Origin of the sequence: Pseudomonas sp. PB106, assembly GCF_009764645.1 — a bacterium.
GTDB lineage: Bacteria > Pseudomonadota > Gammaproteobacteria > Pseudomonadales > Pseudomonadaceae > Aquipseudomonas.
On record NZ_RWIM01000030.1, the window covers coordinates 1 to 14,282 of the forward strand.

Sequence of the window (14,282 nt, forward strand, 5' to 3'; positions counted from 1 at the left end):
AGCTCCTACAGGTGTCCACATAACCTGTAGGAGCTGCCGAAGGCTGCGATCTTTTGATCTTAGCCCTTGAGAGCAGCCGCCAAAATCAGCGCTTTCATTTCCGATACGGCAGACTTAAAGCCAACGAACAACGCATGCGCCACCAGCGCGTGGCCGATGTTCAGTTCGTTGATGCCTTTGATCGCGGCCACGGCTTCAACGTTGTGGTAATGCAAGCCGTGACCAGCGTTAACGATCAAGCCTTGGGCCAGACCAAACGCAACGCCATCCGCCACACGCTTCAATTCCTCGGCCACCTCAGTCGGGGTTTCGGCATCGGCATAACGACCGGTGTGCAGCTCGATTGCCGGCGCACCGACGCGCTTGGAAGCTGCAATCTGCCGCTCGTCAGCATCGATGAACAGCGACACTTCACTGCCGATCTTCGACAGACGCTCAACTGCTGCCTTGATTCGTTCTTCCTGCCCAGCCACATCCAGACCGCCCTCAGTGGTCAGCTCCTGACGGGTTTCCGGGACCAGACAAATGTGCGCCGGGCGGATGCGTTCGGCGAACGCCATCATTTCTTCAGTGACGCCCATTTCGAAGTTCATGCGGGTTTGCAGCACGTCCTTGAGCAGCAAGACATCGCGCTCCTGAATGTGCCGGCGGTCTTCACGCAGGTGCACGGTGATGCCATCGGCGCCCGCCTCTTCCGCGTCCAGTGCAGCCTTGACCGGATCCGGGTAGCGCGTGCCACGGGCCTGACGCAGGGTGGCGACGTGGTCGATGTTCACGCCGAGAAGAATGCGATTGCTGGTGGTCACGGATGCGCTCCTGAATTGAGAGATTCGGCGCACAGCATACGGGGTGATTAGGGCTTGCGAAACAGTTCGCGACTGACGAGCGGACGACCGCCCAAATGAACGGCCAGTGCCTGACGCATCAGACGCTTGGCGGCGGACAGCGCGCCGGGGGCGCTCCAGTCGGCCTCGGCCATGGCCAGTAATTCGACGCCGTTGAACAGGCCGGGCTGCAACAGGAAGACCCGCTCCAGCCCCGCATCCACCTGCAGTCGATAGAGACCGTCCGCCGCGACGGGCTCGCCGTGGATATCGGTGTTCAGGGAAAAGCCGTAGCCGAGATCGTCCAGGAGACGCCATTCGAAGGAGCGCAACAACGGCTCCAGTGGACGACCTTCGGCCAGCGCCAGCAAGGTGGCGGCGTAGTGATCGAATACGCCCGGGTGCGGATCTTCGGCAGGCAGCAAACGGATGAGCAACTCATTCAGGTAAAGACCGCTGAACAGCGCCTCGCCGTTAAGCCACGCCGAAGTGCCGGAGCTTTCCATGCGCCCGACATTCTTCAACTCACCCTTGCCACGAAACTCTACTTCAAGCGCCACAAACGGCCGCGCCAATGTCCCGGCCTTGCCCCGCGCACTGCGCAACACCGCCCGCAGCCGACCTTGCGGCGTGAGGAAATCCACCAAAGCGCTGGTTTCGCGGTAGGCGCGGGAGTGCAGGACGTAGGCGGGTTGGGCGGGAGGCGGGTTTTGCGACATGAATGTTTTTCCCGGTTGGGATTGCAAAAAAAGATCGCAGCCTTCGGCAGCTCCTACAGGTGTAAACAAGACATTGTAAGAGCTGCCGAAGGCTGCGATCTTTTGATCTTCGAATCGCTTACAGGTCGCCGTAACCCAGCGAACGCAGCGCACGCTCGTCGTCGGACCAGCCGCCCTTCACCTTGACCCACAGGTTGAGCATGATCTTGGAGTCGAACAGCAGCTCCATGTCCTTGCGCGCCTCGGTGCCGATGCGTTTGATGCGCTCGCCCTTGTCGCCAATGATGATCTTCTTCTGACCGTCACGTTCCACGAGGATCAAGGCATGGATGTGCAGGGTTTTGCCCTGCTGCTTGAACTCTTCGATCTCGACGGTGATCTGGTACGGCAGCTCGGCGCCCATCTGGCGCATGATTTTCTCACGCACCAGTTCGGCGGCGAGGAAACGGCTGCTGCGGTCGGTGATCTGGTCTTCCGGGAAGAAGTGGTCGTTCTCCGGCAGATGGTCAGCAATGACCTTTTCCAGTGCTTCGAGGTTGTGGCCGTGCTGCGCGGAAATCGGAATGATCTGCGCGTTCGGCAACTGCTCCTGCAACCAGCTCAGGTGCGGCATCAGTTCGGCTTTGTCTTCGATGCGGTCGGTCTTGTTCAGCGCGACGATCAGCGGGCCGGTCACGTACTGCACGCGCTCCAGGACCATCTGGTCTTCGTCGGTCCACTTGGTGCGATCGACCACGAAGATCACCACGTCGACGTCTTTCAACGCCGCCGAAGCGGTCTTGTTCATGTAACGGTTCAGGGCCTTTTCGCCACCCTTGTGCATGCCGGGGGTGTCGACGTAGATCGCTTGCACGTCACCCTCGGTCTTGATCCCGAGCATGTTGTGGCGAGTGGTCTGCGGCTTGCGCGAAGTGATCGCGAGCTTCTGGCCAAGGATGTGGTTGAGCAGCGTCGACTTACCGACGTTGGGACGGCCGACGATGGCAACATAGCCACAGCGAGTTGCGTTTGTATCAGTCATTGCCATTCTCCACGCCCAGGGCAATCAGTGCTGCAGCGGCCGCTACCTGTTCGGCAATACGACGGCTCACACCCTGACCTCGGCTTTTTTCATTCAGTAAGACAACTTCGCACTCGACGAAGAAGGTTCGGCAGTGCGGCTCGCCCTGGATATCCACCACTTCGTAGCGTGGCAGATCGCAACCGCGCGATTGCAGATGTTCCTGCAGGCGGGTTTTCGGATCCTTGTTGGTGTCGACCAGCGTCAGACCTTCGAACTCGCCAGCCAGCCAGGCCAATACGCGTTCGCGCGCCATGTCCATGCCGGCGTCGAGATAGATTGCACCGATCAAGGCTTCGAGGGCATCGGCCAGAATCGATTCGCGACGGAAACCGCCACTCTTCAACTCACCTGAACCCAGTCGCAGGTAATCGCCAAGGTCGAAACCACGGGCCAGTACAGCCAGCGTCTCACCTTTCACCAAGCGTGCGCGCAAACGCGACAACTGGCCTTCGCGGGCCAGCGGGAAGCGATCGAACAGCGCCTCGCCAGCAACGAAGTTGAGGATGGCATCACCGAGGAATTCCAGGCGTTCGTTGTTGCGCCCGGCAAAACTGCGGTGAGTGAGGGCCAGCAGCATCAGCTCCTGATCCTTGAAGGTGTAACCGAGCTGGCGCTCGAGACGGCTTAGAGAAACGCTCACGGTTTACCCACGCTGAGTTCGTGGCTGGATTCCACTGCCATCGCCGGGATACGGCGCAGGCCTGGGACAATTAACGCTGTGTTCAAAAATTAAATCCTGGCGATAGCGAAGCCGATTGTGCCGGCTCCAGAAATGCATTCGGCGCTGTGGTCAACAGCGCCGTGTGTAATTACTTGATCAGGCCAACCCGCGAGAAATTCGGCAGGTGACTGAGTTTCGGCTCCGGCCAGCTCATCCAGACCGCGAAGGCCTTGCCGACGATATTCTGGTCGGGAACCATGCCCAGCAGATCCTTGGGAATGTTCGGATCATCCCAGTAGCGACTGTCGTTCGAGTTGTCGCGGTTGTCGCCCATCATGAAGTAGTGCCCGGCGGGCACGGTCCATGTGTGATCCGGTGGCGTGCGGTAGCGGCTCATTTCCTTGCGGATAAGATGCTCGGCCGCGCCCAGTTTCTCTTTGTACAGCTCGGCGCTGCCCAGCGTGCCCGGCTCGGAGCCGATCATTTGCTCGGCAATCGATTCGCCATTCACGAACAGACGCTTGTCGGCGGTGTAGCGCACCGTGTCGCCCGGCAGGCCGACTACACGCTTGATGTAGTTGACGTTCGGGTCGCTCGGGTAGCGAAACACCATGACATCGCCGCGTTGCGGATCACCGACTTCGATGATCTTCTTGTCGATCACCGGCAGGCGGATCCCGTAAGAAAACTTGTTCACCAGAATGAAGTCGCCGACATCCAGGGTCGGTTTCATCGAACCGGACGGGATCTGGAACGGCTCCACAAGGAACGAACGCAGCACCAGCACGATGAACAACACCGGGAAGAACGACTTGCCGTATTCGACCAGCAGCGGCTCTTTGTTGAGTTTCTCGACAACCACGACATCAGGCTGACCGACACTGCCCTGATAAGAGGCAATGGCGGCACGCCGACGCGGTGCGAGGATCAACAGATCAAGCAACGCCAACAGGCCGCAGACGAACACGGCGATGACCAGCAACAGCGGGAAATTTAGTGACATAGGACCTAACTATCCAACCTGAGCACTGCAAGGAAGGCTTCCTGTGGAATTTCCACGTTGCCGACCTGCTTCATGCGTTTCTTACCGGCCTTTTGCTTCTCGAGCAGTTTCTTCTTACGGCTAACGTCACCACCGTAGCATTTGGCCAATACGTTCTTTCTGAGTGCCTTGACGGTTGTCCGGGCGACGATCTGACCACCAATGGCGGCCTGAATCGCTACGTCGAACATCTGACGCGGAATCAGTTCTTTCATCTTCTCGGTCAACTGGCGACCTTTGTAGTGCGAGTTGTCACGGTGCACGATCAACGCCAGGGCATCGACCTTGTCGCCGTTGATCAGCACGTCCAGTTTCACCAGATTAGCCGATTGGTAGCGGTCGAAATGGTAATCCAGCGAAGCATAGCCGCGGCTGGTGGATTTGAGACGGTCGAAGAAGTCCAGTACCACTTCGTTCATCGGCAGGTCGTAGGTGACTTGCACCTGATTGCCGAGGAACAGCATGTCGACTTGTACGCCACGCTTTTCGATGCACAGGGTGATGACGTTGCCCAAATGCTCTTGCGGCACCAGAATGTTGGCCCGCACGATCGGCTCGCGCATGTCTTCGATCGACGACACATCCGGTAGCTTGGATGGGTTGTCGACGTAAATCGTTTCACCGGTTTTCAGCACCAGTTCGAAAATTACCGTCGGCGCCGTGGTGATCAGGTCCAGGTCATACTCGCGCTCGAGGCGCTCCTGGATGATTTCCATGTGCAGCATGCCGAGGAAGCCGCAGCGGAAGCCGAAGCCCAGTGCGTCGGAGCTTTCCGGGGTGTACTGCAGCGACGAGTCGTTAAGGGTCAGCTTCTGCAGCGCTTCGCGGAAGTCTTCGAAGTCGTCGGAGCTGACCGGGAACAGACCGGCGTAAACCTGTGGCTGGATGCGTTTGAAGCCGGGCAGCACTTCAACGTCCGGGGTCGAGCTCAGGGTCAGGGTGTCACCGACCGGTGCACCGTGAATGTCCTTGATGCTGGCGATGATGAAGCCCACTTCGCCGGCCTTCAGGTCAGAAGTCGCGGTGTGCTTCGGGTTGAACACGCCAACGCTGTCGACCAGATGCACCTTGCCAGTGGACTTGACGAGGATCTTGTCGCCCTTCTTCACGCGGCCATGACGCACGCGCACCAGGGAGACAACGCCCAGGTAGTTGTCGAACCAGGAGTCGATGATCAATGCTTGCAGCGGATCTTCGATGTTGCCGGTCGGCGCAGGAATGGTATGCACCAGACGCTCGAGCACTTCGTCGACACCCAGACCAGTCTTGGCGCTGCAGGTGACGGCGTCGGTGGCGTCGATGCCGATGATCTTCTCGATCTCTTCCTTGACGCGATCAGGATCGGCCTGCGGCAGGTCGATCTTGTTCAGTACCGGCATGACCTCAAGGCCCTGCTCGATCGCGGTGTAGCAGTTGGCCACGGACTGGGCTTCAACGCCCTGACCGGCATCGACCACCAGCAAAGCACCTTCGCACGCGGCCAGGGAACGGCTGACTTCGTAGGTGAAGTCGACGTGGCCCGGGGTGTCAATGAAGTTCAGCTGGTACTTGATGCCGTCTTTGGCAGTGTAATAGAGGGTAACGCTGTGGGCCTTGATGGTGATCCCGCGTTCACGCTCCAGCTCCATGGAGTCGAGGACCTGGGCTTCCATTTCACGCTCGGCCAGGCCGCCGCACATCTGGATGAAGCGATCGGCCAGCGTCGACTTGCCATGGTCAATGTGGGCGATGATGGAGAAATTGCGGATATGACTCAAATCACTCACGGATCAACACTCAAAAAGGCTGCAGGCATAGCCCGCCGAAAAATAGCCGGGAATTGTACCTGATACACGGCGCAAGCGTCACGTTCGCCTGTCACCCGGATTGCATGCAAAAACGCCCCGATCTGTCGACCGGGGCGTTTTCGAGGTTCAAAGCACTGGTACAAGTGCGCGCATCAACCGGCTCTTCGCAGCAGCCAGACACCCGCCAGCGCACACACGCCGGCCGGCACCAGCACCGCAAACAGCGGCGAGAAACCAAACACCAGGCTCGAAGGGCCGAGCAAATCCTGAACAATGCGGAAGGTGAAGCCCACCAGCACGCCGGTGAATACGCGCTGACCGAGGGTCACCGAGCGCAGCGGACCGAAAATGAACGAGATTGCCATCAGCACCAGCGCGGCGGTCACCAGCGGCTGCAACACCTTGACCCAAAAAGCCAGCCAGTAGCGACCGTTGCTCAAACCCTGCTCGGACAGATAGTGGATGTAACCCCACAACCCGCTGATCGACAGCGATTCCGGGGCCATAACCACAGTGCTGAGCAGTTGCGGGCTCAACGACACGTCCCAGCGTTCGGTTGGCGTGCTAACCACTTCAGTGCTGCGCTCGTGGAAAACCGTGGTCGCCACGTCAGTCAGCTGCCAGTGATTGCCATCGTACTCAGCCTTTTTGGCGAAGCTCGAACTCAGCAGATGACGCTCTTTATCGAAGTGATAACGGGTCACGCCATACAGCAGGCCATTGGGCTGAACGGCGTTGATGTGGATGAATTCGTCACCCTGGCGGTGCCACATACCGTGCTTGGCACTTTGCGCATCGCCACTGCCTTGCGCCAGCGAGCGATTGGCCTGGGCCATGCTTTCGGTGGCCGGAGCAACGTATTCGCCGATCAGCACGCCGGCCAGCATCAGCACCAGCATCGGTTTCATCACGGCCCAAACGATCCGGCCAATCGAAACGCCCGCCGCACGCATGACCGTCAGCTCACTGCTGCTGGCCAGACTGCCGAGGCCGATCAGACAGCCGATCAGCGCTGCCATTGGCAGCATTTCGTAGAGACGACGTGGCGCGGTGAGCAACACAAAGCTCAGGACATCCACGAGGGTGTAGGTGTCGCTGACGTCGCCCATTTCATCGATGAAGGCAAACAAGGTCGCCAGACCGAGGATGATCGCCAGCACGGCGATGATCGCCATGAACACACTGCTGCCGATGTAGCGGTCGAGTTTAACCACGGGCCACCTCCAGCGCAGCGCTGCGACGGCTGGCCATCTTCAGGCGCAGAGGCTCCCAATAAAGCAGGCCGAGGCCGATGAACAGGAAGATCGCATGCACCCACCACAGACCAAGGGCCGGCGGAATCTTGCCTTTTTCAAGGGCGCCGCGGGCGGCAATCAGGATGGTCAGGTAAGCCATATAAAGAAGAATCGCCGGCAGCAGCTTGAGGAAACGCCCTTGGCGCGGGTTGACGCGCGACAGCGGCACCGCCATCAGGGTCACGATGAACACCAGCAATGGCAAGGAAAGACGCCATTGCAGCTCGGTGCGAGAGCGAATGTCGTCGCTGCCCCACAAGGTCGATGTCGGCATGGCATCGCGGTCTGTGACCTCTTCGCTGACATCCGGCTTGGGCAGTTGCACGCCATAGAGCTCGTAATGAATTGCCCGATAATCGGCCTGCCCCGGACTGCCGTCATAACGGTAGCCATTGTCGAGAATCAGGTAGCGGGTGCCATCCGGACGAACTTCCTGCCGGCCCTTTTCGGCCACCAGAATGGAAATGCCGCGATCTTTCTTGTCGGCACCGAGGTTCTTTTGCGAAATGAACACGCCGCCAAGATTGACCCGATCATCAGTCAGGCTCTCGGTGTAGGTCACTCGCGTACCGTCACGCAGTGCCTGAAAGCGGCCCGGTTCGAGGGTATCGAACTCGGTCAGGGCGTCCTGCTTGTTCAGCAGCAACTGAAACTGGTTGGCACCTTGCGGGGCCAGGCCGAGACTCAGCCATGCCACCACCAGTGCCACCAGCGTTGCCGGGAACAAGGTCATGCGAAACAGCTTCTGCTGACTCATGCCGGTGGCCGAGAGCACGGTCATCTCGCTTTCGAGGTACAGGCGACCGTAGGCCAGCAGGATCCCGAGGAACAGGCCCAGCGGCAGAATCAGTTGCATGAAGCCCGGCAGACGATAGCCCATGATCAGGAACAAAGATCCCGGATCGAGCTGGCCGGCAGCGGCCTGAGCCAGATATTTGATGAAGCGACCGCTCATGATGATGACCAGCAGCACGGCACTCACGGCACTGAGGGTCAACAGGACTTCGCGGGACAGATAACGGAAGACGATCAAACCAGACACTCCAGGGTTGTCAGGCTAAGGCGGCCAAACAAGCAAACACATCGACCGGCCCGCAACGCAGAGCCGTCGAAAAAAGATGCGGCATTATCCTGTGATTGGGGGCGCCTGTCACTGCGCACACTCATCCATGTCTGTAATCCGTTGCAGATCGTACAACCGAGGGTTGTCAGGCGCGGGGAGCGAGGTTCAAACTGCGGCCCTTGTCGCAGGCTTTGGCCTGCGCCTCTTCTATCTATAAGCAGGCGACTGCGGACACCGTCGAACGCCTGCGTGTTGACCATTCATTCAGGGATCCGGACATGGAACTGGTTGTAAAAAGCGTTAGCCCAGAAACGTTGAAAACCGCCACCCTGGTGGTTGCCGTCGGTGAAGGCCGCAAACTCGGCGTCGCCGCCAAACAGGTCGACGAACTCAGCGGTGGCGCGATCAGCGCCGTGCTCAAACGTGGCGATCTGGCCGGCAAGGTCGGTCAAAGCCTGCTGCTGCACAGCCTGCCAAACCTCAAAGCCGAGCGCGTGCTGCTGGTTGGCGTGGGCAAGGATGAAGAACTGGGCGACCGCCCATTTCGCAAAATCGTTGCCGGCATCCTCAACACCCTGAAAGATCTGAACGGCAGCGACGCCGTGCTGGCGCTGGACGAAGTCATTGTCAAAAACCGCGACAGCTACGGTAAAACCCGTCTGTTGGCGGAAACCCTGGTGGACGGCCAATACACCTTCGACCAGTTCAAGAGCCAGAAAGCCGAACCGCGCGCCCTGAAGAAAATCACCCTGGTGACCATCAAGGCTGCTCAGGCTGAAGTGCAGCGCGCCGTGAATCACGCCACCGCGATTGCCAACGGCATGGCCTTCACCCGCGACCTGGGCAACCTGCCACCGAACATCTGCCACCCGACCTTCCTCGGCGAACAAGCCAAGAACCTCGGTAAAGAATTCAAGGATCTGAAAGTCGAAGTCCTCGACGAGAAGAAGATCAAGTCGCTGGGCATGGGTTCGTTCTACGCCGTCGGCCAAGGCAGCGAGCAGCCGCCGCGCCTGATCGTCATGCAATACAACGGCGGCAAGAAATCCGAGAAGCCGTACGCGCTGGTCGGTAAAGGCATCACTTTCGACACTGGCGGCATCAGCCTGAAACCGGGCGCCGGCATGGACGAAATGAAGTACGACATGGGCGGCGCGGCTTCCGTGTTCGGCACCCTGCGCGCCGTGCTTGAGCTGAAATTGCCGATCAACCTGGTGTGCATCCTCGCTTGCGCGGAAAACATGCCGAGCGGCAACGCGACCCGTCCAGGCGACATCGTCACCACCATGAGCGGCCAGACCGTGGAAATCCTCAACACCGACGCCGAAGGCCGTCTGGTGCTGTGCGATGCGCTGACCTACTCCGAGCGCTTCAAGCCACAAGCGGTGATCGACATCGCCACCCTGACCGGCGCTTGCGTCGTTGCTCTGGGCGCGCATACCTCGGGCCTGCTGGGCAACAACGACGAACTGATCGGTCAACTGCTCAGCGCCGGCAAAGCCGCTGACGACCGCGCCTGGCAACTGCCGCTGTTCGACGAATACCAGGAGCAACTGGACAGCCCGTTCGCCGACATCGCCAACATTGGCGGCCCGAAAGCCGGCACCATCACTGCCGCGTGCTTCCTGTCGCGCTTCACCAAGAACCTCAACTGGGCGCACCTGGACATCGCGGGCACCGCATGGACCAGCGGCGGCAAGGACAAGGGCGCCACTGGCCGTCCGGTGCCTCTGCTGACCCAGTACCTGCTCGATCGCGCCAAAGCCTGAACCCGTTGATGGGCGGCGGCGTCACTTTCCGGTGACGCCGCTTGCCGTTCTGGAACCGCAATGACCAAAGTCGACTTCTATATCTTGCCCAGCGCCGACCCATCGGCTCGTCTGGATTTTGCCTGCAAGCTCACCGAGAAAGCCTGGCGCATGGGCCACCGCATCTACCTGCATTGCAGCGATGCCGCTCAGCGTGACGATCTCGATGCGCGCCTGTGGGCGTTCAAGGGCGAGAGCTTCGTACCGCACGGCCCTGCCGACACCGAGCCGGACGGCTTGATCGTGCTGGGACTGGGCGATGACTGCGGTCAGCATCAGGATTTGCTGGTCAATCTCGACCTGAAAGTCCCGGCCTTCGCCAACAAGTTCGCCCGAGTGGCGGAAGTGGTGGTCGAAGACCCAACGATTCGAGCCGCCGCGCGGGAGAGTTTTCGCTTCTACCGCGAACAGGGCTATCCTCTGCAAGATCACCGTTTACAGCGACTCTGAGCATTCCAATGGACACTCCGAAACCGCAGCAAAAGCCGACACACCTGCTGGACGATCTCGAGTCGATCCGCCAGTTGCTCGGCGACGACAACCTGCAACCGCCACTGCTGACCGACACGGTCGATGAAGGCGAACAGGAACAGATTCCAATGTTGTTCGATTCTGTCGGCAATGAATCGCCGGCCGTCGAACCACCTCCCGTGCCAGCGCCAGCCCCCGCTGCACAGCCTGCCGCACCTGTGGATAAAGGCCCCGACGCCTTGCTCCACCTCGACAGCGAACTGCGCGCCGCCGCGCAATTGATCATGCAAGACGTCATCGACGACTTCGCCCCGCACATCGAAACCGAAATCAAACGCCGCCTCGATGCGCGAATGGAACGGTTGCTCAGCCAGTACGAATAAAGCCCTCTGTAGGAGCTGCCGCAGGCTGCGATTTTTTGACTTTTGTTTTTTAAAGACAAGATCAAAAGATCGCAGCCTTCGGCAGCTCCTACAATTAGATCTTCATCCGGACCGCCCCGCTCGCCCTCAGCCCCATGCCCCGCTATACTCGTCGGCTTTTCCTGAATTAATGCCAATAGGGTCCCGCCGCGCATGGATAAGACCTACCAGCCGCACGCCATTGAAACTTCCTGGTACAACACCTGGGAGTCCGAGAACTACTTCGCCCCGCAAGGCGCGGGCGACTCCTACACCATCATGATCCCGCCGCCGAACGTCACCGGCAGCCTGCACATGGGTCACGGTTTCAACAACGCGATCATGGACGCCCTGATCCGTTTCCGCCGCATGCAGGGTCGCAACACCCTGTGGCAGCCGGGCACCGACCACGCCGGTATCGCCACGCAGATGCTGGTGGAGCGTCAACTCGAAGCCACCGGCCAGAATCGCCACGATCTGGGCCGCGAAAAATTCCTCGAGAAAGTCTGGGAATGGAAGGATCAGTCCGGCGGCAACATCAGCCGTCAGATCCGTCGCCTCGGCTCGTCCGTGGACTGGAGCCGCGAGCGCTTCACCATGGACGACGGTCTCTCGGAAGCAGTTAAAGAAGCGTTTGTGCGCCTGCACGAAGACGGTCTGATCTATCGCGGCAAGCGTCTGGTCAACTGGGACACCAAACTGCACACGGCGATTTCCGACCTCGAAGTGGAAAACCACGACGAGAAAGGTTTCCTGTGGAACCTGAAGTACCCGCTGGCTGACGACGCGAAAACCGCTGAAGGCAACGACTTCCTGATCGTCGCGACCACCCGTCCGGAAACCATGCTCGGCGACTCCGCCGTCGCGGTGAATCCGAACGATGAGCGCTACAAATCCCTGATCGGCAAGTTTGTCGAGCTGCCGCTGGTTGGCCGCCGCATCCCGATCATCGCCGACGATTACTGCGATCCTGAATTCGGCACGGGCTGCGTGAAAATCACCCCGGCTCACGATTTCAACGACTACGAAGTCGGCAAGCGCCACAACCTGCCGCTGCTGAACATCTTCGACAAGAATGCCAACGTGCTGCCGGCAGCCCAGGTGTTCAACCTCGACGGCACGCTGAACGACAGCATCGACGGCAAGATTCCGGCTGAATACGCCGGCCTTGAGCGTTTTGAAGCGCGCAAGCAGATCGTGGCCGCATTCGATGCCGCCGGTTTGTTGGTCAGCGTCAACGACCACGGCCTGAAAGTGCCGAAAGGCGACCGCTCCGGCACCATCATCGAGCCGTGGCTGACCGACCAGTGGTACGTGTCGACCAAGCCGCTGGCCGAGCCTGCGATTGCTGCCGTTGAAGACGGTCGCATCCAGTTCGTGCCGAAGCAGTACGAAAACATGTACTTCTCGTGGATGCGCGACATCCAGGACTGGTGCATCAGCCGTCAGCTGTGGTGGGGCCACCGGATTCCGGCGTGGTACGACGAGTCGGGCAAAGTCTACGTCGGTCGCGACGAAGCCGAAGTGCGTGCCAAGCACAACCTCGGCCCGGACGTTGCGCTGCAACAGGACAACGACGTACTCGACACCTGGTTCAGTTCCGGCCTGTGGACGTTCTCCACCCTGGGCTGGCCTGAGCAGACCGAATTCCTGAAGAAATTCCACTCCACCGACGTACTGGTGACGGGCTTCGACATCATTTTCTTCTGGGTTGCCCGGATGATCATGCTGACCATGCACCTGATCAAGAACGAGGATGGCACGCCGCAGGTGCCGTTCAAGACCGTATATGTTCACGGTCTGGTGCGTGATGGTCAGGGCCAGAAGATGTCCAAGTCCAAGGGCAACGTCCTTGACCCGCTGGACATCATCGACGGTATCGAGCTGGAAGAACTGGTGCAGAAACGCACCTCCGGCCTGATGCAGCCGAAACTGGCGAAGAAGATCGAGAAGCAGACCCGCGACGAGTTCGCCGACGGCATCGCCAGTTACGGCACCGACGCCCTGCGCTTCACGTTCTGCTCGCTGGCCTCGACCGGTCGCGACATCAAGTTCGACATGGGCCGCGTTGAAGGCTATCGCAACTTCTGCAACAAGATCTGGAACGCCGCGCGTTACGTTCTGGACAAGGGCGAAGACTGCGGCCAGAACGGCGAAGCCTACGAGCTGTCGCTGGCGGATCGCTGGATCATCTCGCAACTGCAACGCACCGAAGCCGAAGTGACCCGTCAGCTGGATCAGTTCCGTTTCGACTTGGCGGCCCAAGCGCTGTACGAGTTCATCTGGAACCAGTACTGCGACTGGTATCTGGAATTGTCCAAGCCAGTGCTGTGGGACGAGAACGCGTCGGTTGAGCGTCAGCGCGGCACTCGCCGGACGCTGGTGCGTGTACTGGAAGTGGCGTTGCGTCTGGCGCACCCGTTCATGCCGTTCATCACTGAAGAAATCTGGCAGCGCATCGCGCCGCTGGCGGGCATTCAGGGCAAGACGATCATGCTGCAAGCGTGGCCAGTGGCCAACGAAGAACGCATCGATCCGGCCGCCGAAGACGACATCGAATGGCTCAAGGAGCTGATGCTCGGCACGCGCAACATCCGTGGCGAAATGAACATCGGCCCGGGCAAGCCACTGCCGATCTACCTGAAGAACGTCAGCGCTGAAGACCAGCGTCGTCTGACCGAGAACGAAGCGCTGCTGAAGAAACTGGCGCGTCTGGAATCGATCACCGTTCTGAAGGCTGGTGAAGAAGCACCGTTGTCCGCTACCGCTCTGGTTGGCGAGATGGAAGTGCTGGTGCCAATGGCCGGCCTGATCGACAAGGGCGCCGAGCTGGCGCGTCTGGACAAGGAAATCCTGCGTCTGCAGGGCGAAGTCCAGCGTGTTGGCGGCAAACTGTCCAACGCCGGTTTCGTTGACAAGGCCCCGGCCGAAGTCATCGACAAAGAACGCGCCAAACTGGCCGAGGCTGAACAAGCCCTGGGCAAACTGGCCGAGCAGCACGCGCGGATTGCCAGCCTGTAACGGCAAATCGCACTGAAAAAGGGAGGCCCAAGTGGCCTCCTTTTTTTATTCCCGCCACATGCCCCCTGTAGGAGCTGCCGCAGGCTGCGATCTTTTGATCTGGCTTTTAAAAACCAACATCAAAAGA

12 protein-coding genes are annotated in these 14,282 nt (G+C 59.7%); 4 read left to right on the plus strand and 8 right to left on the minus strand.

What is annotated here, in order from left to right:
* Window positions 1–59: 59 nt before the first annotated feature.
* From pdxJ to lptF, 8 genes are all read right to left on the minus strand, one after another.
* Complete coding sequence (pdxJ, locus tag EJA71_RS05230; RefSeq protein ID WP_047292711.1) at window positions 60–806, minus strand: pyridoxine 5'-phosphate synthase; 747 nt, start codon at window positions 804–806, stop codon at window positions 60–62.
* 47 nt (window positions 807–853) lie between these two features.
* Window positions 854–1,543: a DNA repair protein RecO gene (gene recO, locus EJA71_RS05235; protein ID WP_158954915.1), complete on the minus strand. Its 690-nt coding sequence runs from the start codon at window positions 1,541–1,543 to the stop codon at window positions 854–856.
* A gap of 118 nt (window positions 1,544–1,661) precedes the next feature.
* Complete coding sequence (gene era / locus EJA71_RS05240) at window positions 1,662–2,564, minus strand: GTPase Era (protein ID WP_016771562.1); 903 nt, start codon at window positions 2,562–2,564, stop codon at window positions 1,662–1,664.
* Window positions 2,557–3,246, minus strand: a complete 690-nt coding sequence (gene rnc, locus EJA71_RS05245) for a ribonuclease III (protein ID WP_016986099.1) — start codon at window positions 3,244–3,246, stop codon at window positions 2,557–2,559. The genes era and rnc overlap by 8 nt, the downstream gene beginning before the upstream one ends.
* A gap of 169 nt (window positions 3,247–3,415) precedes the next feature.
* Window positions 3,416–4,270: a signal peptidase I gene (gene lepB, locus EJA71_RS05250; RefSeq protein WP_158954917.1), complete on the minus strand. Its 855-nt coding sequence runs from the start codon at window positions 4,268–4,270 to the stop codon at window positions 3,416–3,418.
* Between the two features lie 5 nt (window positions 4,271–4,275).
* Entirely contained in the window at window positions 4,276–6,075 is a 1,800-nt protein-coding gene (gene lepA / locus EJA71_RS05255) for a translation elongation factor 4 (RefSeq protein ID WP_158954919.1), read from the minus strand.
* 173 nt (window positions 6,076–6,248) lie between these two features.
* Complete coding sequence (gene lptG / locus EJA71_RS05260) at window positions 6,249–7,310, minus strand: LPS export ABC transporter permease LptG (protein ID WP_158954921.1); 1,062 nt, start codon at window positions 7,308–7,310, stop codon at window positions 6,249–6,251.
* On the minus strand, window positions 7,303–8,424 hold the full coding sequence (gene lptF, locus EJA71_RS05265) for an LPS export ABC transporter permease LptF (RefSeq protein WP_158954923.1): 1,122 nt from the start codon (window positions 8,422–8,424) through the stop codon (window positions 7,303–7,305). Before lptF ends, lptG begins: the two co-directional genes overlap by 8 nt.
* A gap of 308 nt (window positions 8,425–8,732) precedes the next feature.
* Here lptF and EJA71_RS05270 point away from each other — a divergent pair, with 308 nt between their 5' ends.
* The 4 genes from EJA71_RS05270 (at window position 8,733) to EJA71_RS05285 (ending at window position 14,155) form a co-directional block, all read left to right on the plus strand.
* Entirely contained in the window at window positions 8,733–10,223 is a 1,491-nt protein-coding gene (locus EJA71_RS05270) for a leucyl aminopeptidase (protein WP_158954925.1), read from the plus strand.
* Window positions 10,224–10,283: 60 nt separating this feature from the next.
* Window positions 10,284–10,712: a DNA polymerase III subunit chi gene (locus tag EJA71_RS05275; protein ID WP_158954927.1), complete on the plus strand. Its 429-nt coding sequence runs from the start codon at window positions 10,284–10,286 to the stop codon at window positions 10,710–10,712.
* 8 nt (window positions 10,713–10,720) lie between these two features.
* Window positions 10,721–11,116: a DNA polymerase III subunit chi gene (locus tag EJA71_RS05280; RefSeq protein ID WP_158954929.1), complete on the plus strand. Its 396-nt coding sequence runs from the start codon at window positions 10,721–10,723 to the stop codon at window positions 11,114–11,116.
* A gap of 192 nt (window positions 11,117–11,308) precedes the next feature.
* Window positions 11,309–14,155, plus strand: coding sequence for a valine--tRNA ligase (locus EJA71_RS05285; RefSeq protein ID WP_158954931.1), 2,847 nt, complete (start codon window positions 11,309–11,311; stop codon window positions 14,153–14,155).
* Window positions 14,156–14,282 lie beyond the last annotated feature (127 nt).